Origin of the sequence: Kurthia sp. ISK08 (assembly GCF_046159805.1) — a bacterium.
In the GTDB taxonomy this organism is placed as follows: domain Bacteria; phylum Bacillota; class Bacilli; order Bacillales_A; family Planococcaceae; genus Kurthia; species Kurthia gibsonii.
Genome location: NZ_JBJXHL010000006.1, coordinates 105,892 through 132,079, shown reverse-complemented (window position 1 = coordinate 132,079; position 26,188 = coordinate 105,892). Strand labels below are relative to the sequence as shown.

Annotated in this window: 31 protein-coding genes and 1 riboswitch; of the genes, 20 read left to right on the top strand and 11 right to left on the bottom strand. The window is 36.3% G+C overall.

The window, feature by feature from the left end; translation table 11 throughout:
- Nucleotides 1-8 precede the first annotated feature (8 nt).
- A complete protein-coding gene (locus ACKVQX_RS11865) occupies nucleotides 9-962 on the top strand; it encodes an aldolase catalytic domain-containing protein (RefSeq protein ID WP_068450340.1) in 954 nt (317 codons plus the stop codon).
- A 20-nt stretch (nucleotides 963-982) separates the two neighbouring features.
- Here ACKVQX_RS11865 and ACKVQX_RS11860 read toward each other — a convergent pair whose 3' ends face one another.
- Nucleotides 983-1,864 (bottom strand): LysR family transcriptional regulator, encoded by an 882-nt coding sequence (locus ACKVQX_RS11860; protein WP_068450342.1) that lies wholly within the window; start codon nucleotides 1,862-1,864, stop codon nucleotides 983-985.
- Between the two features lie 112 nt (nucleotides 1,865-1,976).
- Between ACKVQX_RS11860 and ACKVQX_RS11855 the strand changes: the two genes are divergently transcribed.
- Nucleotides 1,977-2,885, top strand: a complete 909-nt coding sequence (locus ACKVQX_RS11855; protein WP_141274183.1) for a DMT family transporter — start codon at nucleotides 1,977-1,979, stop codon at nucleotides 2,883-2,885.
- A 37-nt stretch (nucleotides 2,886-2,922) separates the two neighbouring features.
- Here the strand turns inward: ACKVQX_RS11855 and ACKVQX_RS11850 are convergent, their stop codons facing one another.
- Together ACKVQX_RS11850 and ACKVQX_RS11845 are read right to left on the bottom strand one after the other, a co-directional pair.
- The gene (locus ACKVQX_RS11850) at nucleotides 2,923-3,270 is read right to left on the bottom strand and encodes a YxeA family protein (RefSeq protein ID WP_409136353.1); all 348 of its coding nucleotides are present in this window, start codon (nucleotides 3,268-3,270) and stop codon (nucleotides 2,923-2,925) included.
- A gap of 96 nt (nucleotides 3,271-3,366) precedes the next feature.
- Complete coding sequence (locus ACKVQX_RS11845) at nucleotides 3,367-3,645, bottom strand: hypothetical protein (RefSeq protein ID WP_068450348.1); 279 nt, start codon at nucleotides 3,643-3,645, stop codon at nucleotides 3,367-3,369.
- A gap of 101 nt (nucleotides 3,646-3,746) precedes the next feature.
- Between ACKVQX_RS11845 and ACKVQX_RS11840 the strand changes: the two genes are divergently transcribed.
- Nucleotides 3,747-4,490 carry a carboxylesterase gene (locus ACKVQX_RS11840; RefSeq protein WP_068450350.1) on the top strand — a complete coding sequence of 248 codons (744 nt, stop codon included), beginning with the start codon at nucleotides 3,747-3,749 and terminating at the stop codon, nucleotides 4,488-4,490.
- 73 nt (nucleotides 4,491-4,563) lie between these two features.
- Nucleotides 4,564-5,052 (top strand): N-acetyltransferase, encoded by a 489-nt coding sequence (locus ACKVQX_RS11835; protein WP_068450351.1) that lies wholly within the window; start codon nucleotides 4,564-4,566, stop codon nucleotides 5,050-5,052.
- A 51-nt stretch (nucleotides 5,053-5,103) separates the two neighbouring features.
- On the opposite strand, the gene ACKVQX_RS11830 is transcribed toward ACKVQX_RS11835, so the two are convergent.
- Nucleotides 5,104-6,852 (bottom strand): ABC transporter ATP-binding protein, encoded by a 1,749-nt coding sequence (locus ACKVQX_RS11830; protein WP_342302962.1) that lies wholly within the window; start codon nucleotides 6,850-6,852, stop codon nucleotides 5,104-5,106.
- A 114-nt stretch (nucleotides 6,853-6,966) separates the two neighbouring features.
- Nucleotides 6,967-7,857 carry a 3-hydroxyacyl-CoA dehydrogenase gene (locus ACKVQX_RS11825; RefSeq protein ID WP_409136352.1) on the bottom strand — a complete coding sequence of 297 codons (891 nt, stop codon included), beginning with the start codon at nucleotides 7,855-7,857 and terminating at the stop codon, nucleotides 6,967-6,969.
- Nucleotides 7,858-8,000: 143 nt separating this feature from the next.
- On the opposite strand from ACKVQX_RS11825, the gene ACKVQX_RS11820 reads away from it, so the two are divergent.
- The 10 genes from ACKVQX_RS11820 to ACKVQX_RS11775 all read left to right on the top strand — a co-directional run bounded on the left by ACKVQX_RS11820 (nucleotide 8,001) and on the right by ACKVQX_RS11775 (nucleotide 14,087).
- A complete protein-coding gene (locus tag ACKVQX_RS11820; protein WP_068450356.1) occupies nucleotides 8,001-8,336 on the top strand; it encodes a DUF4440 domain-containing protein in 336 nt (111 codons plus the stop codon).
- 222 nt (nucleotides 8,337-8,558) lie between these two features.
- Entirely contained in the window at nucleotides 8,559-8,759 is a 201-nt protein-coding gene (locus ACKVQX_RS11815; protein ID WP_068450358.1) for a cold-shock protein, read from the top strand.
- 137 nt (nucleotides 8,760-8,896) lie between these two features.
- Nucleotides 8,897-9,520, top strand: a complete 624-nt coding sequence (locus ACKVQX_RS11810) for a LysE family translocator (protein ID WP_409136351.1) — start codon at nucleotides 8,897-8,899, stop codon at nucleotides 9,518-9,520.
- A gap of 251 nt (nucleotides 9,521-9,771) precedes the next feature.
- Nucleotides 9,772-10,320 carry a histidine phosphatase family protein gene (locus ACKVQX_RS11805; protein WP_068450363.1) on the top strand — a complete coding sequence of 183 codons (549 nt, stop codon included), beginning with the start codon at nucleotides 9,772-9,774 and terminating at the stop codon, nucleotides 10,318-10,320.
- Nucleotides 10,321-10,625: 305 nt separating this feature from the next.
- Nucleotides 10,626-11,141: a GNAT family N-acetyltransferase gene (locus tag ACKVQX_RS11800; RefSeq protein WP_068450365.1), complete on the top strand. Its 516-nt coding sequence runs from the start codon at nucleotides 10,626-10,628 to the stop codon at nucleotides 11,139-11,141.
- Between the two features lie 120 nt (nucleotides 11,142-11,261).
- Nucleotides 11,262-11,888, top strand: a complete 627-nt coding sequence (locus ACKVQX_RS11795) for a class I SAM-dependent methyltransferase (RefSeq protein WP_087681056.1) — start codon at nucleotides 11,262-11,264, stop codon at nucleotides 11,886-11,888.
- 3 nt (nucleotides 11,889-11,891) lie between these two features.
- Nucleotides 11,892-12,200, top strand: a complete 309-nt coding sequence (locus ACKVQX_RS11790; RefSeq protein ID WP_156422320.1) for a hypothetical protein — start codon at nucleotides 11,892-11,894, stop codon at nucleotides 12,198-12,200.
- Nucleotides 12,201-12,492: 292 nt separating this feature from the next.
- Nucleotides 12,493-13,164 (top strand): leucine-rich repeat domain-containing protein, encoded by a 672-nt coding sequence (locus ACKVQX_RS11785; RefSeq protein ID WP_068450370.1) that lies wholly within the window; start codon nucleotides 12,493-12,495, stop codon nucleotides 13,162-13,164.
- 91 nt (nucleotides 13,165-13,255) lie between these two features.
- Nucleotides 13,256-13,597: a hypothetical protein gene (locus ACKVQX_RS11780; RefSeq protein WP_087681059.1), complete on the top strand. Its 342-nt coding sequence runs from the start codon at nucleotides 13,256-13,258 to the stop codon at nucleotides 13,595-13,597.
- Nucleotides 13,590-14,087, top strand: a complete 498-nt coding sequence (locus ACKVQX_RS11775; protein ID WP_087681060.1) for a DNA-deoxyinosine glycosylase — start codon at nucleotides 13,590-13,592, stop codon at nucleotides 14,085-14,087. The genes ACKVQX_RS11780 and ACKVQX_RS11775 overlap by 8 nt, the downstream gene beginning before the upstream one ends.
- A 42-nt stretch (nucleotides 14,088-14,129) precedes the next feature.
- Here ACKVQX_RS11775 and ACKVQX_RS11770 read toward each other — a convergent pair whose 3' ends face one another.
- Together ACKVQX_RS11770 and ACKVQX_RS11765 are read right to left on the bottom strand one after the other, a co-directional pair.
- Nucleotides 14,130-14,744: a trimeric intracellular cation channel family protein gene (locus tag ACKVQX_RS11770; protein WP_068450378.1), complete on the bottom strand. Its 615-nt coding sequence runs from the start codon at nucleotides 14,742-14,744 to the stop codon at nucleotides 14,130-14,132.
- Nucleotides 14,745-14,841: 97 nt separating this feature from the next.
- The gene (locus ACKVQX_RS11765; RefSeq protein ID WP_409136350.1) at nucleotides 14,842-15,651 is read right to left on the bottom strand and encodes a lipid II flippase Amj family protein; all 810 of its coding nucleotides are present in this window, start codon (nucleotides 15,649-15,651) and stop codon (nucleotides 14,842-14,844) included.
- 79 nt (nucleotides 15,652-15,730) lie between these two features.
- Between ACKVQX_RS11765 and ACKVQX_RS11760 the strand changes: the two genes are divergently transcribed.
- From ACKVQX_RS11760 to cydC, 5 genes are all read left to right on the top strand, one after another.
- Complete coding sequence (locus ACKVQX_RS11760; RefSeq protein ID WP_156422321.1) at nucleotides 15,731-15,949, top strand: hypothetical protein; 219 nt, start codon at nucleotides 15,731-15,733, stop codon at nucleotides 15,947-15,949.
- Nucleotides 15,906-16,196 carry a GNAT family N-acetyltransferase gene (locus ACKVQX_RS11755; RefSeq protein WP_068450382.1) on the top strand — a complete coding sequence of 97 codons (291 nt, stop codon included), beginning with the start codon at nucleotides 15,906-15,908 and terminating at the stop codon, nucleotides 16,194-16,196. Before ACKVQX_RS11760 ends, ACKVQX_RS11755 begins: the two co-directional genes overlap by 44 nt.
- Before the next feature lie 51 nt (nucleotides 16,197-16,247).
- Nucleotides 16,248-16,730 (top strand): hypothetical protein, encoded by a 483-nt coding sequence (locus tag ACKVQX_RS11750; RefSeq protein ID WP_409136349.1) that lies wholly within the window; start codon nucleotides 16,248-16,250, stop codon nucleotides 16,728-16,730.
- A gap of 381 nt (nucleotides 16,731-17,111) precedes the next feature.
- Nucleotides 17,112-18,830 carry a thiol reductant ABC exporter subunit CydD gene (cydD, locus tag ACKVQX_RS11745; RefSeq protein WP_409136348.1) on the top strand — a complete coding sequence of 573 codons (1,719 nt, stop codon included), beginning with the start codon at nucleotides 17,112-17,114 and terminating at the stop codon, nucleotides 18,828-18,830.
- Nucleotides 18,814-20,517 (top strand): thiol reductant ABC exporter subunit CydC, encoded by a 1,704-nt coding sequence (cydC, locus tag ACKVQX_RS11740; RefSeq protein ID WP_409136347.1) that lies wholly within the window; start codon nucleotides 18,814-18,816, stop codon nucleotides 20,515-20,517. The genes cydD and cydC overlap by 17 nt, the downstream gene beginning before the upstream one ends.
- Nucleotides 20,518-20,563: 46 nt before the next feature.
- Here the strand turns inward: cydC and ACKVQX_RS11735 are convergent, their stop codons facing one another.
- The 4 genes from ACKVQX_RS11735 to ACKVQX_RS11720 all read right to left on the bottom strand — a co-directional run bounded on the left by ACKVQX_RS11735 (nucleotide 20,564) and on the right by ACKVQX_RS11720 (nucleotide 24,518).
- Nucleotides 20,564-21,244: an ABC transporter ATP-binding protein gene (locus tag ACKVQX_RS11735; RefSeq protein WP_068450392.1), complete on the bottom strand. Its 681-nt coding sequence runs from the start codon at nucleotides 21,242-21,244 to the stop codon at nucleotides 20,564-20,566.
- Nucleotides 21,244-22,332, bottom strand: a complete 1,089-nt coding sequence (locus ACKVQX_RS11730) for an ABC transporter permease (protein WP_325922439.1) — start codon at nucleotides 22,330-22,332, stop codon at nucleotides 21,244-21,246. The genes ACKVQX_RS11735 and ACKVQX_RS11730 overlap by 1 nt, the downstream gene beginning before the upstream one ends.
- Before the next feature lie 126 nt (nucleotides 22,333-22,458).
- A complete protein-coding gene (locus tag ACKVQX_RS11725) occupies nucleotides 22,459-23,847 on the bottom strand; it encodes a cell wall metabolism sensor histidine kinase WalK (RefSeq protein ID WP_285215539.1) in 1,389 nt (462 codons plus the stop codon).
- Nucleotides 23,844-24,518, bottom strand: a complete 675-nt coding sequence (locus ACKVQX_RS11720) for a response regulator transcription factor (RefSeq protein ID WP_285215538.1) — start codon at nucleotides 24,516-24,518, stop codon at nucleotides 23,844-23,846. The genes ACKVQX_RS11725 and ACKVQX_RS11720 overlap by 4 nt, the downstream gene beginning before the upstream one ends.
- 130 nt (nucleotides 24,519-24,648) lie before the next feature.
- Here ACKVQX_RS11720 and ACKVQX_RS11715 point away from each other — a divergent pair, with 130 nt between their 5' ends.
- Entirely contained in the window at nucleotides 24,649-25,893 is a 1,245-nt protein-coding gene (locus tag ACKVQX_RS11715; RefSeq protein ID WP_068450401.1) for an MFS transporter, read from the top strand.
- Between the two features lie 57 nt (nucleotides 25,894-25,950).
- A riboswitch (cyclic di-AMP (ydaO/yuaA leader) is annotated at nucleotides 25,951-26,095 on the top strand.
- Nucleotides 26,096-26,188 lie beyond the last annotated feature (93 nt).

Genomic DNA, 26,188 nt, shown 5'->3' with positions numbered 1-26,188 from the left:
TGATGACAATGAACTCAAATCAAGTGAAAATTTTAGACTGTACAATTCGTGACGGTGGTCTCGTAAACAATTGGGATTTTAGTGTAGACTTCGTGCGTGATACATACGAAGCATTAAATAATGCAGGTGTCGATTATATGGAGATTGGTTATAAAAACTCACCTAAGTTATTAGATGCAGATGGTTGTGGCCCTTGGCGTTTCTGTGATGATGATTTCATTCGTGAGGTAATCCCAGAAAAGAAAAATACGAAGCTATCAGCAATCGTTGATATCGGTCGCGTAGATCCAAGCGAATGTGCACCACGCTCTGAAAGTCCATTCGATATGATTCGTGTCGCTTGTTACTTAAAAGACATTGATAAAGGACTTGATTTAATTAATCAATTCCATAACCTAGGTTATGAAACATCATTAAATATTATGGCTGTATCGAATTCAATTAATTCACATTTAGTTGAAGCACTAGAGAAAATTGAACATAGTGTTGTCGATGTACTATATGTTGTCGACTCATTCGGGAGCCTTTTCCCGAAAGACATTGCTTACTTAGTGAAGCTTTTCAAAGAGCATGCACCGTCAAAACGTTTAGGAATTCATACGCATAATAACTTACAGATGGCTTTTGCTAATACATTAGAAGGCATTGAGCTAGGTGTTGAATTTTTAGATACATCGGTTTACGGTATGGGACGCGGCGCAGGGAACTGTCAAACAGAATTAGTAGTGGGTCACTTAACCGCTTCACGTTATGATATGAAACCACTTTTAAAATTAATTGATGATCGTTTTGTACCGCTTAGTAAGGAAGTAGAGTGGGGATATAATACAGCCTACGCTTTGACTGGATTATTCAATGAACATCCACGCAGTGCGATTGCGATGCGTAAAACACCTGAAAAAGATCAATTCTACCCGTTTTTCAATAAACTAACGAGCGTAGAAACACATAGTGATATTTAAATAAAAACAGGAAATGCGCTTTATATGCGTGTTTCCTGTTTTTTTGAGAAGTGTTCCGTAATAAAGTCGATGAAATAGCGACTTGCGATTGGGAGCACTTTTTTATTTTTATAAGCGAGACTAATTGTACGGACAACAGGTGGCGAGATGCGTTTCGTCAAAATATGATAAGGGCAGCGGCTTAATACGAGTTTCGGTAACATGGAAATACCGAGTTGTTGTTCGACCATCGCCATGATTGTGTAGTCGTCATACACTTTAAATTGTGTGTTCGGTGTAAGATTTGCCTTCTCAAAATAGTGTTGTGGTTCACTAAAATCTCCTTCGTCAATTTGAATAAAAGGGTCTTTTGTTAAGTCATGAATATGTACTTCATCATGGTCAGCAAGTTCATGTCCGTAAGGTAGCACAGCTAAGACCTCATCCTGTGCTAATGGAATAGTCGTTAAATTCGATACAGCAGCAGGATTCACAAAACCAAAATCGACGGTCCCTTCATAGATCCATTTTGAAATACTTGTATATTCACCTTGTTGTAACTCGAAGTGAACACCTGGATACAGTTGTTTAAAGTCATGTAATAGGGTTGGAATCCAATTCGTCGAAACACTTGAAAATGTACCGATCCGTATGAGACCACGTTCCAAACCTTGCATTTCTTGATGTTTTTCTTTTAATTCACTATGTGCATGACAAATATTTTTAATAAAAGGTAGCATTTCCTCACCATCTGGTGTGAGAGAAATTCCTTTGCGAGAACGAATGATCAGCGTTGTATCGAGTTCTTTTTCAAGATTATTCACCATCTGACTAATTGCTGATTGTGTGTAACCAAGCGCTTCAGCAGCTTTTGTAAAACTACCGAGCTCAACAATTTTAACGAAGGACTCATAAATATTCATTTCATCATCTCCTATACATTAGTAAAACTAATATTACTATTATAAATATTCGTTTTATTAATGTAAACAACGGTGATAATCTAAGAAAAAGAAAAAATAAGGAAGTGATGGAATGACACAGAAACAAGCAAACTTATTATTAATTACAGTTTCGATGGCGTGGGGAACGTCTTATTTATTTATGAAAGTAGCCGCAGATGATGGAATGCCTTCTTTTACAATCGTCGCAATGCGTAGTATCATCGCATTCATCTTCATGTGGTTATTATTCGCGAAGAAGATGGTTCGCGTATCATGGCAAACGATTAAGTACAGTGCGATTGTTGGTGCATTATTATACGGTGTATTTTTAGGATTATTATTAGGAACGAAATATACAGATGCTTCGACAGCAGGATTTTTAACGAGTACAACGGTTGTACTTGTACCAATCTTGCAAATCTTTTTAACGAAGCGACTACCAGCGAAGCAAATTATGATCGGTGTTGTGGTGGTCATGATGGGACTAGCATTTTTAACATTAAAAGATGGCTTCTCTATTCAGCTTGGTGCTATTTATTGTTTAATTGGTGCGTTGTGTTATGCCATTCATATTCTTGTGACGAATCAGTTTGCGCGTAAGGTCGATGTACTGCAATTAGGAATTTATCAATTAGGCTTTTGTTCGTTATATGCCATTATTATTGCGTTCACATTTGAAACACCCGCTCTACCGACGACATCGGGTTCTTGGATTTCGATTTTGGGTTTAGCGTTCATCTGTTCAGCATATGGTTTTGTTATGCAGCCCATTGCACAGAAATATACAACACCTGAAAATACAGGCTTTTTCTTTTCACTTGAACCGATCTTCTCTGCTTTCTTTGCCTTCTTATTCTTACAAGAAGTAATGGGCATGACGGGTTATATTGGTGCAGTATTTATCATGCTCGGTGTAACAATTGCCAACTATCAAAAGAAAGTGAAAGAACCGCGAGTCGCATATCGAAAAATCGCGCTAAAAGAAAAAATAGTCAAATAAAAAATATTCTAGCGTCCATGTGACGTTAGAATATTTTTTAATGGAGTGAATTCCGTATTGTTGATGGAATACTTTCTGCGGTAGTTTCTTGTATGAGTTTGATATAATTGCCTTTTACGTAGAGTTTCACATATGTACCTTCTGGAAGTGGACGTTCTGTTTGGAATGCAAGGAATTGTTTTTTACCTGCTGTATTTACAGCGTAGGTTTCATATACGTAATGACCACTGACGCGCTGTTGTTCTTCTGCTGTATGTGCTACTGCATAGAAGTGTTCAGATGGAATGAAGGGCATGAATCGGTCACCTGTGAGTAAGTATGTAATTCCGAACATCATCGATACAGCAAAAGAGAAAATACCTAACTGCTTCAAAACGGTTTTCATGTTAAGCCTCCTTTTTCTTTCTATATTTATTATTATAAAAAGAAAGAAAGGAAAACAAAAAGGTCTCAGACTGTAACTTTGTCTAAGACCAGAGACTTAGATTGCTTGAAGCTCCACGCAAATGCTTTGGATGGCTTGCTGCTCATCTAATGTATAAAGTATATCGTATTGTGCTGAGAGTTCTAAAAAAGATTGTTCAAGTTCGTCGTAAGATACAGATTGCGAGCAGACTGTACCTTTAATAATTTGAGCAGCTCTTTCGGCTTCGATTTCAGAACAAAAAGCTTGTGCTTCTTCAATATCTGCTACAAATCCAGATTGTGCATAGTAGCCTGCGGTTGTAGAAATGACGAAATAATGCAACGCGTCTTCCACAAAATCACCTTCTTTTCTAAAAAACTGACGTATTCTAGTCTATTAAAAAAATAGAAGATATGCAAATTATTTTTAATATTTAAACCTAACAGGAGGGACTTATGAAATATAAAGCACCGGAATCATTTTATTTTCAAGGCGGTAGTAAAGCGATTTTACTACTTCATTCATTTACGGGATCGACGATTGATATGCGACAACTTGGGAAGTTTTTAAATAGAGAAGGATATACGGTTCATGCACCGATGTATACGGGGCATGGCCAAAAGGCAGATACATTACTACAGTATGGTCCATCTACTTGGTGGGAGGATGTTCAATCAGCGTATGAGTTTCTAGAAGATGAGGGATATGAGGAGATTGTTGTGATGGGGCTATCTTTAGGAGCTGTACTCACATTAAAAGTAGCACATGAATTAAACCCACTTGCAATTGTTACAATGTCACTACCGATGACGCGTGATGAAGTGACCTTGCGAAAAAGAGTGGTCTATTATGCAAAACAACATCAACAATATGAAGAAGGTACAGATGAAGAAAAAGAAGCGGCACGACAAGCTTTAAAAGCACATCCGATGGAGATTATACCAGCCTTTATTGAGATGATTGAACAACAAATGCAATATATAGCGCAAATCGAAGTACCCATCTATTTAGCATATGGTGGACAAGATGATGCGTTATATGAAGAGACAGCTAATTATGTAGCCGAGCAGATCGGTTCAACACAAAAAGTTGTAAAATGTTATGAACAAGCAGGACATTTAATGACATATGGAAAAGATGCTAAAACAATGTATGAAGACTTTTTACACTTTTTACAACAACTTCACTGGAAGAAATAAATCATAGTTCTTGCATTTTTATAGAATTTTTATGTATAATAATGAATAAAAATTCGTTAAAGGATGTGTAGAGATGATTATTGTGCATACAGAAAATGAGGAATTAATCGTAGAGCTCATGCATGAAGCATTTAAAGAGTATATGAATCCGCCATCAAGCGCCATCATGGAAACAGAGCGTGATGTTAAAAAAGCGTTAGCTCGTGGTCAAAAAGCAATTGTTGGATTGAATAATGAAGGTCCTGTGGCGATGGCACGCTATGAGATAAAAGAAGGTACACTCACTTTTTCTCGTGTGAGTGTTTTACCAACTCAACGTGGAAAAGGATATGCGAAAAAGCTAGTTGCCCATTTAGAAAATATCGCAAAACAACAATCTGTACAATGGATTGCTTGCGACGTTCGCGCGAATGAATCACGTAATGTTCATCTCTATGAATCTTATGGTATGCACATTGAATCTACATTTGAAACGACGAATTTATTAGGACACCAAATGCCTGTTGTTCATATGAAGAAAAAAGTTCAAGCACAGGTTGAAAGCTATGCAGTACAATCTTAAATATTAAAAGAAGAATCGCCCCTTCACGTGAGGAACGATTCTTCTTTTTGATTAGGCTTGTAAACCTTTTAGTTGTTGGTCAGAGAATTCTTTATAGAGTGCATGTGTTGCATAAAGTTCTTGATGTGTACCAATCCCTGTAATCTCACCTTGTTCTAGGAAGACAATTTGATCGGAATGAATAACGGTTGAGAGGCGATGAGCGATCACAATTGTTGTACGCCCCTTCATGAGCTCCTCTAACGCACGTTGTACAACTTGTTCGGATTTACTATCTAAACTCGATGTTGCTTCATCTAACATTAGAATTTGCGGGTTACGCAAGAACGCACGTGCAATGGCGATACGTTGGCGCTGTCCACCAGACAACTTCATGCCACGTTCACCTACTTCGGTTAAAATGCCACCTTCTAAGTTTTCAATAAACTGATCGGCATAGGCCATTTTAATAACGCGATTGATTTCTTCGTCTGATACTTCTCGTTCTAATCCATATATGATATTGTCGCGAATGGTCCCTGCGATAATCGGACTTTCTTGTGACACATAGCCAATCTGCTTACGCCAAGATAGTAGAGAGAAGTTTTGAATATCTTGATTACCAAGAAGAATCGCTCCCTCTTGTGGTTGGTAAAAACGTTCAATAAGAGAGAAGAAGGTCGTTTTACCACTACCACTCGGACCGACAATTGCGGTTACTTGATTCGGCGGAATCGTAAAGTTTAGGTTTTTTAATACAGGTTCTTTATCTGGATAGTTATAAGATAAACGCTCAATCTGAATCGCTTCATCAACTTTTTGAACTTCTTCATAACCATCTTTTTCATCTTCAACTTCTAAAATTTCAATAATACGTTCGGTTGCACCTGAAGCTTTTTGGAATTGCGTAAAGAACTCTGCAATTTGTGCCATTGGCATAATGATTTGGAAGAGGTACATGATGAAAGCTACTAATGCACCTGCTGATAGCGCCCCAGAAGATACACGCATACCACCATAACCGAGTAATACAACTAATAAAATCATCATAACTAAGTTAATAATCGGTCCAATAAAAGCATATACTTTTGCTTCTTTTAAACCGTAATTGAATAAGTTACGAATACCTGTTGCTCCGTTATTGTATTCAATTTTCTCAGAGTTTGAAGATTTCACAAGACGAATCTCAGAGAGTACCTGTGTTAAAAGTGCTGTGAATTTACTTGTTTCAAGCTGCGTATTCTTTGAGATTTTGTACATTTTACGACCAAGCGGAATTAGAATGGCGGCAGCTAACGGAATGGCGATAAACATCGCAGTTGTCATGCGCCAATCTAAAATGAACAGGACAATCATTGCACCAATAATCGAGATGATACCTGATAAGAAGTTGGCAAGATGTTCTGAGATAAGTGTTTTAACGACGGTCGTATCATTCGTCATGCGACTTACTGTTTCACCAGAAGGATTTTCGTCAAAATAATTAATGGGTAGAACCAATAACTTCTTCCATAGACGGTCACGCATGCCAGCGACAACACTTTGTCCAATGCGATTTAAAATGTAGATGGAGAACCCACCTGATAATGCTTGTACAAGAATTGCAACGACTAATAAGGCGATGGTTGTCTTATTCAAATCGTCAATCGTAAAGTCATTTACGAGGTTCTTCGTGAATAGCGGAACCATCAACGATACAGCAGTTGTGGAGAGTGTTAATATAAGCGCAATCACGATTAGAAGTTTTGGCGGATTGGTACTTTTAACGAGTTGAACGAACTTTTTAAAATTTTTCTTTGAGATTTTTTCTTTTTCAGCCATTTATTTAACCCTTTCTACATATATGAATACTCTAAGTATGCGTAATCAAATGAAATTATACAAATTAAAAAGGAGAAATCTCGTCATAGCGAAATTTCTCCTTTGTTGAGCGAATTATTTTAAGAAGTTTGGATCGGCATAAGCAGGGTTTGGGTATTTATAGAACCCTTCGCCTGTCGCAACACCCATCTTTCCTTTATCAATAAAGTCATGTTTTAAAATGTCAGCAATTTTTCCAGCAATCGGATTTTTATCTGCACTTGCAGATACGATGTTGTAAGCGGTTTGCAAGCCAACTACATCTAAAATAGCAAATGGCCCTCTTGGTGAACCAGTCGCAATCATCCACGTTTTATCAATGGTCTGTGGTTCAGCAATACCGTTTGCGTACAATGCCTGTGCAGCATTAAGTAATGGTATAAGTAATGAATTTAAAATATAGCCATGCTGTTCTTTTAAAATATGCAGTGGAACCATGCCAATCGCACGAGCAAAATCAATTACTTCTGTTACGTATTTTGAATCTGTTCCATCATGTTCCATGATTTCAGCCGTATTATTTTTCCAAATTTCGTTTGCGAAGTGCAGTGCTAGGAATTTTTCAGGTCGTCCTGTTGCATCGCGGAATTGACTTGGAATCATTGTAGAAGAGTTCGTTGCAAAGATGGTTTTTTCAGGTGCTACTTTTGCTAATTGTTCATAAAAACTTGTTTTAATATCAATTCGTTCTGGAACAGCTTCAATAACTAAATCAGCATCTTTTACAGCCTCACCTAAATCTGTATAGAAAGAAAGTCGAGCGAGGGCATCGTCTACCTCTGAAGGATGTCTTGCAACTTCGTGTTTATATGTCTCAGCAAGCTTTTGAGCGCGTTCCTGTGCGGATTTAATCGCTCCTTCATTAATATCATAAACACTTACGTTAAAGCCTTTAAAAGCAGTTTGGAAAGCAATTTGACTTCCTAAAACACCACTACCAGCAACCGTAACATTTTTAAAATTCATTTAAAACGCTCCTTTAAAGTGATTTTTCATCCCTATTCTACATTCCCTGTTACTGTATAAATTAATCAAATACAAATGACAATTTTAATTCATGGATAAAGGGGTATAAGTAAAGTGTATTGTGAAGTATAGGGGAGATGCTTATGATGCAAATATATGACTTAGAGATGAGATTGCAAGATTATGTGTATGATGAGTTTGATCAAATGATGGATGAAGACTTTATCGAATTTGGCACAATCGGCACACAATACACAAAACAAGATCAGCTAAATGCCATCGGTAAGGAATCACCACCAACAGAACGTTTTTTCCGTGTAGAAGATTATGAAGAACGTTTTGTAGATGAAAGTGTCATTCTAGTAACATATAAAACAACAAATATTTTAACAAAACAGCAAGCTTTAAGAAGTTCGATTTGGCGTAAAAAAGAGAAAGATTGGAAATTGTTTTTCCATCAAGGAACCTTGATTAAGTAAAGATTTTTGTATAAAAAAGCAGAAAATTTTTAATGATTGGATAGTCTTTTTTAGACAAATCGGACAAAATAGGTTATACTGTTATTAATAATGAAATTGGCTCAGCGTATACAATACATTCACCTGTTTGGAAGACTGTATAATGCGGTCACTCTAGCAGGTGTATTTTTATTCTCGGTTGAACAATCTATTATTGAATTCATTAATAGGAGGTCATTCATAATGACACAAGGTACAGTTAAATGGTTTAATGCAGAAAAAGGTTTCGGTTTCATCGAAGTTGAAGGTGGAAACGACGTATTCGTACATTTCTCAGCTATCCAAGGCGACGGTTTCAAAACTTTAGACGAAGGTCAAAAAGTTGAATTCGAAGTTGAAGAAGGTAACCGCGGACCACAAGCTACTAACGTAACTAAACTTTAATTTTTAAAGTTTGTCCGTAAAAAGCAACTCTCTTAGGAGAGTTGCTTTTTTTATATCTTGTAAGTATAAATATTCTTATTTATGTATTGATATTCACACTTATTCTCCTTATAATCAAGTAAGGAGTTGGTAAAGTTATGGAAACATATATTTCTTATTTAATTGTTGGATTTACAATTGCTTTACCTATCGGAGCCATGACTGTTGAAATGACAAAACAAGGTTTGAAAAATGGTTTTATTCATGGATGGGCAGTTGGACTTGGCGGCATGACGATTGATGCCGCATTAATTATTGCACTGTATTTTGGATTAGCTTCATTTTTAGCACTTCCATTTGTTCAATTACCACTATGGATTGTTGGCGCCGCTTTTTTATTTTATTTAGCGTATGATTCGATTAAAAATGCAGATCAAGGAATTAGTTTAGCAGGAGAAAAACCGAATCAGTCTTTTTGGCGTACATATAAAAACGGAATTTTAGTAGCTGTATCGCCAGGAAACTTAGTCTTTTGGGTATCTGTATTTGGTGCAGTGCTCGCAAAGTCATATAGTGTCCATGAATTCGGTTTTGCAGGGCTCGGTATTTTAACAGGTATTCTTTTACATGATGTCGGTCTATTAGCGATTGTATCGATTTCAAGACGGGCAATGAGTCGCAAAGTGATTCGAAACGTCTCTATTGTTGCAGGTATTCTTCTAATTGGTTTCGCATTGTATTTCCTTTATGAATTCATATTAGGTATTCGTAATCTACTTTAATCGCATTTTCTAATGATTTTTACTATACTATAGAAAATGAATGAAGGAAGTTTTCTATGCAGTTATGGGTTAATAAATTAAAGTGTATGTGGAAAAGCATTGTTTTATATAGTTTAGGATTTTTACTACCGCTGTATATTATATGGTGGCTTTTTATACGCTAAGATGTGTGTCCGAATGAAAGGTTATAACTATTCATTCGGGCACACTTTTTGTATAATGAGACAATCAATTAGAAAGAAGGAGATTCTATGGAAAAAATCTACCTAGTACGTCATTGTAAAGCGGATGGTCAACAGCCTAAAGCACAATTAACAGAAGAAGGACGTCAACAAGCACAAGACTTAATTCCATTTTTTGAAGAGTATCCCATCGATTTAATTATGGCGAGTACATATGACCGAGCAGTTCAGACAGCTGAACCAATTGCTGCATCACGTGATTTACCTATTCATGAAGAAAAGCGTTTAACAGAGCGTGTATTTAGCACATTAAAAGTGGATGATTGGCTGACATGGATGCAAAGAGGCTTTGTAGAGATGGATTTAGAATTTGAGGGTGGCGAATCAGGTCGTGCAGCACAAGCGCGCATTGTAGAAGTGATGAACGAGTTAATTGAACGACCTGAAGAAGCAGCAGTCGTTGTCAGTCATGGTAATTTAATCTCGATGTTCTTACAAACAATTAATGATCAGTTTAGCTTTGAAGATTGGCAGAAGATGACGAATCCAGATGTCTTCTTAATTACACGAGATGAAGCAACAAAAGAATTCCAATATGAGCGTATTTTTACAAAGTAAATCCAATCAAGCAATAGTGAATAATTCTAAAATAGTAGCTTTAGAAGAAAATGCTTTAAATCGAGGATAAAGGGTTACATCCTATACAAAGTTATATCTAGTTTTTATTGCATATGTTTAGTAAAATAGATATTGGAAACAAAAAGGTAAGCCACTTTTCTCCAAAAAAATCGCTTACACTTTTTGAATCTAAATGAGCTATAACGAGTTACCCGACTCGTTATAGCTCATTTTTCATTTTGGGTCATAATGGCTTGTAATTGCTAAAATGTGGTATAATATCAAAAAATAAAGGAGGGTCTTTTGTGCGTATTCGCGTGTTAACGAAAGAAGATACACAGATCTATCGAGAATTACGATTACAAGCACTTGAACACTCTCCAACCGCGTTTGCCGCATCTTATGAAGAAGAAGTAACATATGAACCTCATTATTTTGAAAATTTTCTAAATAATCAAAACCATATTGTGTTTGGCGCATTTGAGAAAGAACAACTTGTAGGAATGGTCACGTTAAAGACAAATACAAGGCTGAAATTGCGTCATATCGCTTCTTTAAAAGGAATTTATGTGCATCAAGATTATCAAGGAGAGGGCATTAGTAAGCCAATTATTGCCGCAGCGATTATGCGTGCAAAAGAATTACGTTGTGAGCAAATTCATCTCAAAGTTAATGTGAAAAATCAAATTGCAAAAGGTGTGTATACATCTTTTGGTTTTGAAATTATCGGTATGGAAAAAGATATTTTAAAGATGCCAAATCATCAATATATTGATGAGTACCATATGGCATTGTATTTTGATGAATGGGATGAAGCTTAAATAAAAAAAGAAAAAATGAAGGAGTGTTGGACATGATTAAATCAATGAAAACAATTACAGCAAATAAGGAGGGTTTACACATGTAAATTCTCCGGAATAATCTGGAGGAGTTCTACATTGATGTTGGATAATAAAGGTTTTGATTTATGGGCTTCAAGCTATGATCAAACAGTTAAATTAAGTGATGAACAAGAGGCATATCCTTTTGCGGGGTATGAACCAATGATGGAAGCTTTATACGAAAAAGTTTGTGCAAAAGGTGTACAAAATATTGTCGATTTAGGCGTTGGAACAGGTAAACTAACGAAACGTTTATATGATGCAGGACATCATATTACAGGTATTGATTTTTCGGAAGAGATGTTGAACATTGCACGCGATAAAATGCCAAAAGCGACTTTTATCGAAGGCGATTTACACCATACATCGAAGTTGATTACGAATCAAAAATTCGATGTTATTATCAGTACCTATGCGATGCATCACTTAACAGATGACGACAAAGTTAGGCTGTTGCGTGAATTATTGACACATCTAAATGAAGGTGGTGTCGTCTATATTGGCGACATTAGCTTTGAAACACACTTTTTACAGAGTAAATGTCGTAAACAGCATATTGATGAGTGGGATGATAGCGAATATTATTTTATCGTGACAAAGCTTTTACCTATCATTTCGACATTTGCCAAGGTACAATTTAAGAAATATGCTCATTGTTGTGGGCTATGGACAATTCAACCGAGGTAAGGAATGAAGAATATGAAGGCGATGGACTTTGTGCCAACAACCGTTATTGGAACGGCACTTATTTTATTAGCTATTTATTTATGGCGCACTAAAAATTTGCAAATGCTTATTGGTATGCAAGTAACTCAAATAAAAAAATCACTATTACAAGTCGCAACGAATAGTGCCTATTTTTTATTAGGTATCGGTATTTTAACGGTATTGTTACCAATATCAGAACAAACAAGCGGACTTTTATTAGCACTACATTTAATCATTATTTTAATTAGTGTGTTAAGTTTAGTTATCTATATTCAAAAACAAAAAAAGTAATCTTAAAATCTCGAGTACATTAGTGTATTCGAGGTTTTTTTATAACATAATTTGGGTAAATCATATTATTAGTATAATAATAAAAATATTGATTTCTAACAAATACATAGTGGAAAGACAGATTCAATAACGTTTTGTTTATATTTTTAATAGAGATGTTATGCTTACATTTCAATAATATCCATTTTTTTATATAATTAAAGACCTTTTATACTATATAATGAAATAAATATGACGATATAACTAGCATACTAAGATTGTATAAAAATAAAGGATAGGAGGTTTTAAATAGATGTTTTCTAATGCAGAAGGTCAAATGACATGTGTCGATTTATCTGAACAACAATTAACTTGTTTTCCAAATGAATTATTTTTACAAACTGAATTGGAAGAATTGAATCTATCCCATAATCAAATTGAAGAGATGCCAGCAGAGGTAGGGTTATTACAAAATTTATCGGGAGCATTACACGTTGAATACAATCAAATGAAAGAATTGCCAAGTACGATTGGGAATTTACATAAACTAAAATCTTTAAATATTTCACACAACCAATTTGTTCAAATCCCTGAAGAGATTGGTATGCTTATTCAATTAACACATTTATCAATCGACCATAATCAAATTATGACAATTCCACGTTCATTTTATACACTTGTTCATCTAAAAGAATTTTATGCAGGATATAATCAAATTGCTGAGATACAGGATTTTACGCCAAGTTTTTCAAGCTTAGAAGTACTCGATTTACAAGCGAATCAATTAAAAAGATTCCCTGGTAAGATGTTTAAATGTCAGGCTTTGAAAGTATTAAATATGCGAGGCAATCAAGTAACAGAGGTTCCATCTGAGCTATTACAACTAACGAATTTACAGGAACTTGACTTACGTGATAATCCAATTGAAGATGTTCCACCTTGGCTGGATATATTAGTTGAAAGGGGCTGTAATGTTCAAATTTAATCAAGTGTTTTACATATAAAAAATTTGCGTCGATATGCTACAATTGGTAAGAGAAGTCAATTTGATTAAAAGAAAGGTAGTTGGGTAACATATGGATTCAACTAATACACAATTATTAATTGATGCGGCTAAAAGTATCATCGACAATGCAGTAGCGCTTCAAAAAGGTGAGCCAACAGGCAAAAAAGGCATGGAAAACTATTCACATTTTAGTGCGAGTGTACATTCATTCCAAGTGTATACATTTATGGATCCGGAATTTGAATCATTCCAACCATTAAAAGATTTCCAACAAGCTGTTGCAAAATTTGATGAACATTATTCAAAATTACGTTATGAAATTAATGTGAAGGCGGATCAAAAAGCATCGAAACCAGATTTAGAAGTTCTTCAAGAACAATTTGAAAAGCTAAAACAAGCTTTTAATGGCTAAAATTAATAATGTACTAGCACCTGTTATTGACGAACAGACGAAAGTATTAATTGTTGGTTCGATGCCAGGAAAAATTTCTCTTGAGAAGCAACAGTATTACGGAAATGAACGAAATCATTTTTGGGGAATTATGTCGCGTATTTTACAGCAAGATGTACCATCTACATATGATAAAAAGATTGCATGGTTATTAGACAATCAGATTGGATTATGGGATGCGATTGCTTCTTGTGAGCGTATAGGAAGTCTAGATTCAGCTATTAAACAAGAAGTGCCAAATGATTTTGAACAGTTGCTTGTTCGTTATCCGAATGTTGAACGTATTGTTTTTAATGGCGGGAAAGCAGAACGTGTTTTTTTGAAGTATTTTAAACATACTTTTTCAGAGCAAGTTTCATATATGCTTATGCCTTCAACAAGTCCCGTTCCAGGTAAAAACGTCAAATCTTTTGAAGAAAAAGTGATTTGTTGGCAGCAAATTATACAATAAAAGCTAGGTTGTTCGATTATTCATCGAAAACAACCTAGCTTTTTATTTTACAATCGTTGGTTTTAACGATTTAAATGGTAATGTCCATTTATAAATATATGAAATGATTCTTAAAATCGTGATAACGACAAATAATGTGTAGAGCGCCCAATCGGCTTTTACCCACTCAAGTCCAATAATTAAACCAGCGATTCCAGCCCAGACCGCATATACTTCTTGTTTTAAAACAAGTGGTTTACGCCCTGCTAGTAAATCACGAATAATCCCACCGCCAGAACCTGTTAAAATACCTGCTACGATAGCCGCTGCTACAGGTAGATTTAGGTGGACGGCATATAAGGCACCTTGAATAGCAAATGCAGATAGACCAACCGCATCAAAATAATTCCCCCATCGATTCCAATGCGCGATACTTTTATGGGGAAATAAAAAGACGAGTGTTATAGATACAAGCGCAATTTGGAATAATGAAGTTTGTTCCCAAAGTGCAGAAACAGGAATATCAAGTAATGCGTTACGGATTGCACCACCACCAAAAGCTGTGACGATTCCTAGTAAGTAAACGCCGAAAATATCATATTCTTCTTCCATAGCGATAATTGCACCAGATATTGCAAAAGCAATCGTTCCGACGACACTAAAAATCTCCCAAGTCAATGGCTGACACCCCTTTCAAATGACCATTCGTATTTTATCAGATTTATTGAAAAATACAACTAAATTTACGTTTGAAATAGACAATATATGTCCTTTCCTAGAGGAGTGTTGTGAACCAAGCGATATATTTTGCCCCAGGAATAAATAATAATTGAGCTACTAGAGTACCGATTAATCTTGATGTAATCATAAAAATGCTTGCTGTTTTCAGTTGATTATAACGACCTTTTCCTCGGATTACACTGTCCGCCATGACAGAAATCTTTGGGTCAATAAAAATAATTAAAAGGATTGTTGCTACACCATTAATCAGTCCAGATGCCATTGTAGCAGTTGCACTATGACTGGGCATTAAGAGCGCCGCATATAAAGCAGATAAGACACCAATCGTATAGATGGCTGTAATAAAAATATTAATAAAGAATAGGCGATACGGTGCATCCTTCCATTCAATCTCTTGCCAGTCTTTTCGTTTGGGTAAGCGAATATAGTTTAAACTGCGGCGAAAGTAACCTTCTGTAAATCCTTTTTTAAACAAAGAGCCAACTGAACCATTAACCTCTGTTAAATGGATGATTGCTCGTGAGAATACCGCGATAAATGTTGGAAGTAGAAGAATACCTACAAGTGTGCCAACTGTTGAAGCGCCGATAATGAAGCGAAATTGTGTCTCTAAAAAAGAACCGTCATCTTGAGGTGCTTCATCGAGTAAGTTTCCTGTGAATGGTTGTTGCGCCATATTTGCCATACGTGACACCATCACAAGAATATTAAATAATGAGAGTGCCGAGGCAAGTAAGCCAACTCGCGCGCCAGATAAGCGAACTGCATAAGCGAGTGTTTCAATTGAGTGAATCATCAAAATGAAAATCGCGATGAAGATTAATTGAGTTGTGATGATTTCCATAAATGTAGTACCTCTTTTTATAGTTTAAAATTTACGAACAAGCGTTCTTTCTGTAAAATGAAGAAAAGGGGATGAATGTATGTATTTTAAAAAATTTACGGTTGAAGATGAGCCACGTATTCAAAACTATTTACTAACAGAAGATCAACTGCTTTACACTGCCTCACCACGTGAAGTTATAAAAATAGAAGACTGCGAGAGGCACTCTATTTTGGCGATGGATGAGGATTTATTTGTAACATTTTTTGTTTTGCATGAGGGGAAAGGCCCTCTCGATTTTTTTAGGTATCGAACATGATATTTTATTACGTTCTTTTTCAACAGATGTTCGTTATGAAGGACATGGCTATGCGACAAAAATTCTTGAAAAAATTCCAAGCTATGTGCAAAAGAATTTTACACATATTAAACGTATTATTTTAACACTGGATGAAGGAAATGAACGTGCGCGTACTTTGTATATAAAACAAGGCTATACCGATACTGAACTTCGCATGGTAGGTCGCACATTAAATTTGCATATTTTACAGTATTCATTCGTATAGAACGCTATTTTTTGATAATCTTACTATATCACTTACTATGGGAGATTCTACATGAAAAAGAAATATTATTTTATCTTACTCTTTATTATTTTGGTTACAGCTTCTCTATACATTTTGACTGGAAAAGGCGGTATGGATCCGAAAGTTGTTGTAGATGCATATAAACAAGAATGGGGCGTGACGATTCCACCACCAACTGCGGAATCACCCATTCTAGCGCATGAATTAGCCCAAGCAGGAAGTGGGCAATGGGTTACATTATATGAATACGATAAAATACCCTCTATGACGAATACAGAGATGGAAGAAGTTACGACAGAGAACCAAGCTTATTATCAAAAGCTATTAAATAAGTTTAAAGAGGATGCAATTGATACAGGTTTGACGAGTGATATGAAAAAATCTTTACAAGATCATGAACCAACAATTGAAGTAGGAGATTATGCATATTATCGTGCGAAAAACGATGGTAAGGACTATTTCTTAGCAATCCAAGAGAAAAAACAACTCTATACGTACACATGGCATGAATAAGCCCTGTAACGGACCAGTATAATGTTTGCATTATGCTGGTTTTTTATTGTGAGCGAAAGGGGATATTGGGTCGGCGGAACGGGACATTCGCTCGGAGAAATGGGACATTGGAGTGTGGAATGGGACATTGGTTTGTAGAAAGAGACATTCGCTCAACAAAACGAGACATTGGTTCGGCGGAACGGGACATTGGGTTGTGGAATCGAATCATTCACCTCTCATTCTAAAAATTATGACGAAACTTCAAAAACTTTTCACGTTTGTGAAGAAGCGATGTAATTTTTGTGAATGAAAAAGTAATTCTGTCTAGAAAAGGGTATTGGAACAAGAAAAGCATAATAAATTCTTCTATAGTGGAATTAAGAGAGAAGGTGCAATTTCATGATATGGCTACAAAAATGGGCAATGAGACAAAAAGGTGTTTTAGTAGGGAATGCTATTTTTTCTATTTGTATAGGGTTAGCAATTATTGCGCAGTCTTATGCAATTGTTCAAGTTGTCAATGAAGTGTTTATTAAAAAGTCTGCTTTTTCAGCGACATTTCCTTATATAGCAGTATTAATGGGTGCGATTATTATTCGTGTTATTTGTACGAGTGTAAATCGCCAATTAGGTGTCCGTCTATCAACGAATGTGAAAAAACGTGTCCGCCAGTCACTGCTTAAAAAGTGGCAACAAGACCCGCTTCAGATATCCGTCAAAGGACAGACCGGTAGCAAAGTCACAATGTTAATTGAGATGATTGACCAGTTAGAAAGTTATTACCGCGATTATGTGCCACAAGTGATCCAGTCGATGCTTGTACCGTTCATCTTATTAATAGCCGTATTTATGACACATATTTATAGCGGGTTGATTCTTTTATGTACAGCGCCACTTATTCCAGTTGCGTATATTATTGTTGGTTTACAAACGCAGAAAAAATCAGAACGACAATTAAAAGAGCTGACCTTTTTTTCAGGAAAGTTTTTAGATTTAGTACAAGGACTACAAACATTAAAATTATTTGGTCAAGGGAAGCAACAACGAGAAGAATTAGCTGAGAATAATCGTGCTTTTCAAACATCAACGATGAGTATTTTAAAAGTGGCGTTTGCTTCGACATTTTTCATTGAATTAGTTGTAACACTTGGAATTGGACTAGTTGCCATCGAAATTGCGTATCAAATGATTACATTTGAAACGATGACATTTGCCCCTGCATTTTTCATTTTAGCGATTGCCCCTGAGTTTTATAATGCGATTAAAGACTTAGGTAGTGCATTCCATTCAGGGCGTGGTTCTATGGCTGCAGCTGAAATTTTAGAAGAGGAATTAGAGCGTCCAATCGAGCCAGTGAAATGGGGGACACAGTCACTTGAACAACAACCAAGTATTGCGATTGAACAGGGTGCTTTTCAATATGGTGATGCGTTCAAATTAGAACAACTGAATGTGAAAGTCCCTCCGAATAGTCGAACAGCGATTGTAGGACCCACAGGACAGGGTAAGACGACGCTTCTAAACATTCTAGCTGGTGTATATGAAGTAACAGAAGGTCATGTGAAAATCGATGGGAAGCTGCGCCAAGAAGTCTCGAAAGATGCTTGGTTTGAGCAGATTGCCTATATTTCACAACATCCGTATTTATTTACGGGAACGATTGCAGAAAATATTCAAATGAAGAAAGGTGCTTGTGATGAAGTAGCCATTCAGCGAGCAATTGAACAGGCTCAATTAGGCGATTGGATTGCGACATTACCGAATGGTATGCATACAGCAGTAGGCGAAGCAGGTCGCGGTATGTCGGGCGGGGAGAAGCAGCGCCTAGCGATTGCGCGTGCTTTCTATAAACAATGTACAATTGTCTTCTTTGACGAGCCGACGATGGGCTTAGATGTGCAAACAGAACAATTATTACAGCGTGTAATGGATGAATTAGCACAAACACGAACCGTCATTACAGTGGCGCATCGTTTGCATACGATTCAACAAGCAGATCAAATTCTACTCGTTCATAATGGAACAATTGAACAGACAGGTACACATCAGGAATTACTTCAAAAGAGTGCGATTTATCGTGAAATGGTAGGGGGCGAGCGACATGAAGGTACTTGTTAATTTAGTCATGCAAGAAAGAAAAGCTGTTCTCATCTCCATTCTTTTAGGAAGTATTGGTGGTATTACAGCTGCAGGGCTATTTGCGATGAGTGGATATATCATTTCGGAAGCCTCTTTAAAACCACCACTTTACGTTATTTTAATTTTAGCAGCTTGTTTAAAGTTATTTGGTTTTACGAAATCAGTAAGTCGCTATTTTGAACGAGTTGTCTCACATGAAGGTACGTTGAGAATATTGAGTAATATTCGTATGACCTTTTATGACCAACTCGAACGACTAGCACCACGTATCTTTACAAAATATCGTAGTGGTGATTTACTATCGCGTATTGTCAGCGATGTAGAGTCACTTCAAAATTTCTTTTTACGAGTATTTTATCCACCGATTGTTTTGGCAATTGTCTTTATTTGTACGATTTTCTTTACGATGTTTTACTCGGTATGGATTGCGCTCGTTATTCTAGTCAGTCTCATTTTAACTGCAGTTGTTATTCCAACGCTGCGAACGAAAAGACATGAAAAAATAGGGCAACATAAGCTAGAAAAGCGTGCGGCACTTTCAACGGAGATGACGGAAGTTTTATATGGCTATCGAGATTTAACGATTAGTCATACATTACATGAACAAATGGATGAAGTAGCAGCGATTGCGGATGCCTATGCAGAGGAACAGCATAAGGAGAGTAAGGCACTTATTCGTGACCAAGCACTCAATGCATTCGTATCCATGCTGACTGTCGCTTCGGTACTCGTGATTGGTGCATACTTTGTGACAACAGGTTCATTGAATGGTTTATATTTAGCGATGCTCGTGTTAATTACATTGACGGTGTTTGATTTAGCGATTCCAATGGCACTCGTTCCTACATTTGAGAAAGAGTCGGATCAAGCGATGACCCGTTTACAAATGATTGAACAAGAGGACTTTGGTAAAGAAACAGATGTTGGTACATTTATTAAAAAGCAACCATTTTCAATTGCTTTTCAAGATGTATCTTTTCGATACGAAGGGCAAGCTGAAGACACATTACAACACATTCAATTTATGGCTTTACAAGGTTCGCGAACAGCGATTGTCGGCGCGAGTGGCTCTGGTAAATCGACTATTTTCCAATTGATGCTCGACCTCTATAACCCAACAAGTGGGCAAATTCGAATTGCAGGACAACCGCTTGAAGAAATTCAATCCGAAGATTTATGGAAGAAGACAACGGTATTGTTACAACAAAATCACTTCTTCTATGGTACAATTCGTGATAATTTACGTATCGCAAAACCAATTGCTACAGACGAAGAATTAGACTATGTATTAAAAGAGATGGAACTTGATTTTGATTTAAACATGCAAGTGTTAGAGCATGGCGAAAACCTATCAGGTGGGGAGAAGCAGCGACTTGCACTAGGTCGCATGTGGCTGAAAAATACATCTGTTTGGTTACTAGATGAGCCATTTTCTGCACTTGACCCTGCAACAACCAAACGTTTGCATCATAAACTCATTCAAAAAACGAAAGGGAAAACGGTTGTCATGATTAGCCACCGCCTACAAGGGTTGGAACAGATGGACCAGATTCTTGTAATGGATGAGGGACGTATTGCAGAAGTAGGTACACATGCAGATTTAATTGAACAACAAGGCATCTACTATCACTTGAAACAAATCGATGAACATGTTTTACAAGAATGAAAAAAGAGCTGAACCCATTTTGAAATAATGGATTCGGCTCTTTTTGTTATTTACGCAATCTTAATTTTTTGTCGTGAACTTCATAAATTTTATCGCAGTAGTGAAGGACAGATTCATCATGTGTTACCATGATGGCTGCTTTATTTTTATCGTGAACTTCTTTAGCGATTAATTCAACAATCTCTTTACTACGATTGGCATCAAGTGCCGCAGTTGGTTCGTCGGCAAGGATGATGTCAGGGTCGTTCATGAAAGCACGTGCAATTGCAACACGCTGTTTTTCACCGCCTGATAAATGTTGAACTGTCTTTTTCGCTTTATTTGCTAAACCAACTGATTCTAGTAAATCATCTGCACGTTTTTTCGTTTCGTCATTCCAATCACCTGCAAGTTCAGTCACAAGCTTTAATTGATCGTACACATTTAAAAATGGTACAAGATTAGCTGCTTGGAAAATGTAGCCGATTGATTTTAAACGCACGTCCGATTTATCTTTATCGCTATATTGGTTAATATCGCGACCGTTGATTACGACTTCACCACCATCGGCACTTTGTAAAGCACCTGCGATGGATAATACCGTACTTTTCCCTGAACCTGATGGACCGACAACTGCGACAAACTCGCCTTTTTCTACGCTCAAGTTTAAGTCTTTTAAAATCTCGATTTCGTTATCGCCATCTTTAAAATGTTTTTGAATATTGACAAGTTGTAATGGTGTATTCATTATTCAGCTCTCCCCATTGCTTGTAGTGGATCGGCTTTCACAATACTTGTTGTTGAGAATAAAGCACCTAATAGTGAAACAACAAGTAATGCGCCACCGAATTTTAGAATTAACGCAAAGTCAAAGACGAATGGAATTCCGTTCGGCATGATTTGTTGTAAAACGAATGCGAAGCCAATTGCTAAGCCAATGCTGACAACAGATAATACAAGTACTTGTAGCATTGTTGAACCGATTAAGAATTTGTTTTTTGCGCCAATCGCTTTTAAAATCCCGAATTGATTTACTTTTTGAATTGTCATGATGTAGAAGAACGCACCAAGTACGAATACCGCAATGACAATTAAGAACGCAAGCATCATCATTAATGAGCTTTGTTCAGCACTATAACCAGGGATTGTATCGATTAGGTCTTGTTTTGGAACGAATTTACCGTCAGCAACTGCATTTTTCACATCTGCTTTTGTTGTGGCATTATCATTTTTTAGGGCAATTGCATTAAATCCAGCATTCTCTTTGCCACCGAAGATTTTATACCATGTGTCTGTATTCATAATCACTGTTGGTGTATGACTATATGTTTGGTCTTCTGTAAAACCGACGATTGTTAATGTTGTTTTTGAGTTTTCCGCATATAGTTTGTCACCAATTTTTGCGCCTTGTTTTTCTAATGTCTTATCAACAACGACATCATTATTTGATGTGTTTGAAATGGTTTTGCCATCTACAACATTTGGCATTAAGAATTGACTAGGGTTAATTCCCATTAATGTAACGTCTAATTTTTCTTTTGATTCTTTATCCTTTAATGTCATCATTTGAATACCTAAAGGTTGTGCATCGTTCGTTTTTATTTTTTCAACGTCAGTAGCTGTAAAGCGTGAACGATCCATTCGATTATCGGAGTCTTTTGAAACGTAATACGAAACAGCATTCATATTTTTCATAGATGAAGCATTATCATTCGCTAAGCCATTCGCTAAGCCACTGATGATAAATACAAGTGCTGCAACGAAGAATAAAATAAACCCGATGAGGATATAACGTAATTTAAAGAATTTAATTTCTTTTAGTGATAGTGAAAACATAATTTTTTCCTCCCGTTTTTCTTGATACTCTTACTATACGTTCGGAATATGAATAGAATATGAATAAATGGAGGTAAAAAATGGAATATAAAAAGAAACCGCTCGATGAAGCGATTTCTTCTTTGATTATTTTAGTTGTTTTGGTAATGAAATAGTAAAGACTGTACCCTCATCTAACTCACTATCAATTGAAATAGAGCCATGATGTAGTTGTACCATTGATTTCACAATTGCCATACCTAGTCCTGTTCCTGTAACAGTATGTGTGCGTGAAGTATCTGCACGATAAAAACGGTCAAAAATACGTTCTTGCTGTTCTTTTGTCATACCAATTCCAGTGTCTTTAAATTGTAGAATAACACGCGAGTCTGTTTCACGAAGCGAAACATCAATCTGCCCACCTTCTTCATTATATTTAATCGCATTCGTTAAAAGGTTATCGAAAATGGTATTTAGGAAAGTTGCATCGCCTTCAATGACGCAAGAAGAAGGGAGTGTGTAACCGACCATTAATCCTTTTTCGCCAATTTGCCATTGGTACTGTCTGATGAGTGAACGAATTTGCTGCGCAATATCAACTTCAGTTGGTTGAATCATTGATTTATTTTGATCGAGCGATGTGAGAAGAAGAAGTTGTTTCGTTAGTTCAGATAGTCGTGTAATCTCACGGTTAATGATTTGAATATATTGTTTCTTTTGTTCTTCTGGTAAATCTTCTTTTTCTAATAAGTTCGTATAGCCTTTGATATTAGATAATGGTGATTGAATATCATGCGACACATTGGAGATGAATTCTTTACGTGTGGTTTCATTTTTTTCAAGTTGTTCTGCCATATGTGTAAAGCTTTTTGCAAGCTGTCCAATTTCATCGCGGTGTGTCACATTCAATGCTACATCAAATTTACCATTAGCGAGTTGTTGTGTTGCAGATGTTAATGTGCGAATCGGCTTCACTAAATATTTTGTGCTAATGAATACAAAAACAATACTAAGTGCAATCGTGAGAACAAAGAGAATACCAAAGAGAATATGCATTTCGCCGAAGAGTAGTTTAATATCAGGGCGAATAAAGAGTGCATAGTTTTTGCCGTCATGCTTTAAAGGAACACCAATCGAGTTTTGCAATTCATTCGCAAAGAACCCTGTAACAAAGGTGGATTGAGGGAAGTTTTGAATACCATGAAAGATATTACCGTCTAAAACTGATTCGATTTCTTTTTTACTTAGATTTTTTTCACGGAAATCTGAGCCGAAAAATTCACCTTTTAGATTCGGTTTTACGAGGTAGAATTGATAGCCAACTGCTGCTGTATTTTCGAGATATTCGGTTAAGTTCATATCTGGATGACGATCTGCAAATTCTGCAATATCGAGTGCGATTCGTGTATTCTTTGCATCATTTACTGGTTTTAGCTTTTGTTGATAATAACCATTTGAAATGAGAAAGGCAATAACACCGCTACCAATCATAATCGCTACTGTATAAACGACGAATTTTGTATAGAGCGATTTCATTCTGTTTCCTCCAACATGTAACCAACGCCGCGAATCGTCTTAATTTGAACGAATGGCGAAATCTCTTTAAAATGTTCGCGCAGACGTTTTACATGTACATCAACTGTACGCTCATCTCCTGAAAAATCAGCGCCCCATACTTGCTCAATTAATTGGTCACGACTTAAAATTTGTTTTTTATGCTGAATAAAATAAACAAGTAAATCAAATTCTTTCGGCGGTAAGAACAGTGAACGTTGGTCAACTGTTACTTCAAATGTGTTTGTATTCACCGTAATATTTCCGATGCGAAGTAATGTATCTTCTTGTACATCATAGCGACGAAGAAGTGCTTTAACGCGGAATAATAGTTCGAGTGGTTCGAATGGTTTGACGAGATAATCGTCTGTACCTGCTTCATAACCTGCTTCTTTATCCGTAATTTGGTCTTTCGCTGTTAATAATAAAATCGGGATATTGTATTTTTTTCGAATCTCTTTTGTGAGTTGTAAACCGTCCATGAAAGGCATCATGACATCAACAATTGCCAAGTCACAGCTATGTTTTTTTAGTTGATCCAATGCGTCCATACCATTTGCAGCTTTGATTGTTTGATAGCCTTTTTCGAGTAGGTGTGTTTCCACTAGTTCTACAATGCGCGAGTCATCATCGACAATTAAAATAGTCGTCATATTTAAAACTCCTTTTTTCATCTATAGTGTCAATATAATACGGAAAGTGTGTGTCTGCCAACTAAATCCTCTTTACAGAATGACTGTATCTGGTAAAATGTTACGATAACCGAAATAAAGGAGGACATCTGTGGATTTTCAAATTGAAAGGCGTGCAACGCGTAATTTAATTACTTTTTTTATTAGTAAAATGCTTACATCTCTTGGTTTTACGGTATTCAGCTTTGGTATTAGTCTCTATATTTTATCGATTACAGGCTCGGCATTATCATTCGCAACGAATATCGTATTTAATGTTGTACCGCGTGCATTAGCGGCACCATTTGCAGGATATGTCGCGGATCGTTTTCCGAAAAAACGAATTGTTGTCGCGAGTATGACAGGTATTACGTTATCTGTTGTTTTATTAATTATACATACATGGCTATTTGGTTTATCTGTTGTTGCAATTTATACAATTACCGCTATTTTCTCAACGATTGGTGCATTTAATGGCGTAGCATTTTCAAGTGCGATCCCTAATATGGTGGGGAAAAAGCGTCTACAAAAAGCGTTATCATTTAATCAAATTTCCTATTCAATCGGCGGGATTGGTGGACCTGTTATCGGGGGGATGTTATATGGTTTTGTCTCGATGCAAGTATTCTTAATTTCGATGGCAGTCGCTTATTTTATCGCGTTAATTTTAGAAGCCACAATGGATTTTACATTATTTGAACAACATCAAAAACGTGAAAAAGAAAGCATGCTACAAAGTATGAAAGAAGGGGTAAAGTATTTAAAAGAAAAACCACTTGTGAAGTCTCTTTTATGGATGAATATTTGGTTAAACTTCTTCAATTCAGCAATTAGTGTAGGCATTGTTTTTATCCTTGTAGAGCAATTAAAAATGCCTTCTACGAATGTAGGGATTATACAAGGAGCAGGTGCTGTTGGAATGTTGATTGCGTCCATTTATTTATCTGTTCGTAGTGATTTACGAAGACCACTTATTTTCATTCGACGTGCAGTTATTCTCGCTTGTATGTTCATTGGAAGTATCGCAATTCCACTCTTTTTCGATTTTTCAAAAGAGCTAACTTTTGTTTTTTATATGATGGTTTTATTCAGTATATCCGCAATGAATATTTGCTCGAATACCCCGATTGGCGTACTTATTCAGCGTTCGGTAGAAGATCATTATCGTGGACGTGTATTTGGACTGATTGAAACGGTCTCTGTCGGCATGGGACCGATAGGCTCTTTATTATTCGGTGCATTATTTGATTTTATTGACGCAAAATTTTTATTCGTAGGAATTGCCCTTACTTTATTCTTACTCATGATGCACTATGCAAATCGAGCGCTAAGAATTTACGAAAAAAATTCAACTTAAATATTTACAAATGACGTAAGTGGGAGTATTATTACAACACAATTTAAAAAGTTTCAAATTTCTAAATCGCTGAAGTTAAAAAACGCGGGGGAACCACATAAACAGGAAAATGTATTCCTTGGGGTGAATCCTTTTGAAAAAGGTAGGGCTACTCTCAGCCCGAATCCGACAGCTAACCTCGTAAGCGTTACAGAGAAGAGATGGAAACTTGTTAGGCAAAAAATTACTTGTCTACAGGTCTATTTCTCGTGCCTGTAGGCTTTTTTATATTCTTTTTAGCGAATCATGGAGTTTG

Bases quoted from the DNA above. Each gene is read 5' to 3' on its own strand.
- ACKVQX_RS11820 (WP_068450356.1), top strand. From the start codon at position 8,001: ATGATGCAAATATATGACTTAGAGATGAGATTGCAAGATTATGTGTAT.
- ACKVQX_RS11760 (WP_156422321.1), top strand. From the start codon at position 15,731: ATGTATTTTAAAAAATTTACGGTTGAAGATGAGCCACGTATTCAAAAC.
- ACKVQX_RS11830 (WP_342302962.1), bottom strand. From the start codon at position 6,852: ATGGCTGAAAAAGAAAAAATCTCAAAGAAAAATTTTAAAAAGTTCGTT.
- ACKVQX_RS11725 (WP_285215539.1), bottom strand. From the start codon at position 23,847: ATGAAATCGCTCTATACAAAATTCGTCGTTTATACAGTAGCGATTATG.
- ACKVQX_RS11835 (WP_068450351.1), top strand. From the start codon at position 4,564: ATGATTATTGTGCATACAGAAAATGAGGAATTAATCGTAGAGCTCATG.
- ACKVQX_RS11840 (WP_068450350.1), top strand. From the start codon at position 3,747: ATGAAATATAAAGCACCGGAATCATTTTATTTTCAAGGCGGTAGTAAA.
- ACKVQX_RS11765 (WP_409136350.1), bottom strand. From the start codon at position 15,651: ATGGAAATCATCACAACTCAATTAATCTTCATCGCGATTTTCATTTTG.
- ACKVQX_RS11815 (WP_068450358.1), top strand. From the start codon at position 8,559: ATGACACAAGGTACAGTTAAATGGTTTAATGCAGAAAAAGGTTTCGGT.
- ACKVQX_RS11735 (WP_068450392.1), bottom strand. From the start codon at position 21,244: ATGAATACACCATTACAACTTGTCAATATTCAAAAACATTTTAAAGAT.
- ACKVQX_RS11780 (WP_087681059.1), top strand. From the start codon at position 13,256: ATGGATTCAACTAATACACAATTATTAATTGATGCGGCTAAAAGTATC.
- ACKVQX_RS11720 (WP_285215538.1), bottom strand. From the start codon at position 24,518: ATGACGACTATTTTAATTGTCGATGATGACTCGCGCATTGTAGAACTA.
- ACKVQX_RS11750 (WP_409136349.1), top strand. From the start codon at position 16,248: ATGAAAAAGAAATATTATTTTATCTTACTCTTTATTATTTTGGTTACA.
- cydD (WP_409136348.1), top strand. From the start codon at position 17,112: ATGATATGGCTACAAAAATGGGCAATGAGACAAAAAGGTGTTTTAGTA.
- ACKVQX_RS11860 (WP_068450342.1), bottom strand. From the start codon at position 1,864: ATGAATATTTATGAGTCCTTCGTTAAAATTGTTGAGCTCGGTAGTTTT.
- ACKVQX_RS11755 (WP_068450382.1), top strand. From the start codon at position 15,906: ATGAGGGGAAAGGCCCTCTCGATTTTTTTAGGTATCGAACATGATATT.
- ACKVQX_RS11855 (WP_141274183.1), top strand. From the start codon at position 1,977: ATGACACAGAAACAAGCAAACTTATTATTAATTACAGTTTCGATGGCG.
- ACKVQX_RS11730 (WP_325922439.1), bottom strand. From the start codon at position 22,332: ATGTTTTCACTATCACTAAAAGAAATTAAATTCTTTAAATTACGTTAT.
- ACKVQX_RS11775 (WP_087681060.1), top strand. From the start codon at position 13,590: ATGGCTAAAATTAATAATGTACTAGCACCTGTTATTGACGAACAGACG.
- cydC (WP_409136347.1), top strand. From the start codon at position 18,814: ATGAAGGTACTTGTTAATTTAGTCATGCAAGAAAGAAAAGCTGTTCTC.
- ACKVQX_RS11865 (WP_068450340.1), top strand. From the start codon at position 9: ATGAACTCAAATCAAGTGAAAATTTTAGACTGTACAATTCGTGACGGT.
- ACKVQX_RS11810 (WP_409136351.1), top strand. From the start codon at position 8,897: ATGGAAACATATATTTCTTATTTAATTGTTGGATTTACAATTGCTTTA.
- ACKVQX_RS11790 (WP_156422320.1), top strand. From the start codon at position 11,892: ATGAAGAATATGAAGGCGATGGACTTTGTGCCAACAACCGTTATTGGA.
- ACKVQX_RS11795 (WP_087681056.1), top strand. From the start codon at position 11,262: ATGTTGGATAATAAAGGTTTTGATTTATGGGCTTCAAGCTATGATCAA.
- ACKVQX_RS11785 (WP_068450370.1), top strand. From the start codon at position 12,493: ATGTTTTCTAATGCAGAAGGTCAAATGACATGTGTCGATTTATCTGAA.
- ACKVQX_RS11825 (WP_409136352.1), bottom strand. From the start codon at position 7,857: ATGAATTTTAAAAATGTTACGGTTGCTGGTAGTGGTGTTTTAGGAAGT.
- ACKVQX_RS11850 (WP_409136353.1), bottom strand. From the start codon at position 3,270: ATGAAAACCGTTTTGAAGCAGTTAGGTATTTTCTCTTTTGCTGTATCG.
- ACKVQX_RS11805 (WP_068450363.1), top strand. From the start codon at position 9,772: ATGGAAAAAATCTACCTAGTACGTCATTGTAAAGCGGATGGTCAACAG.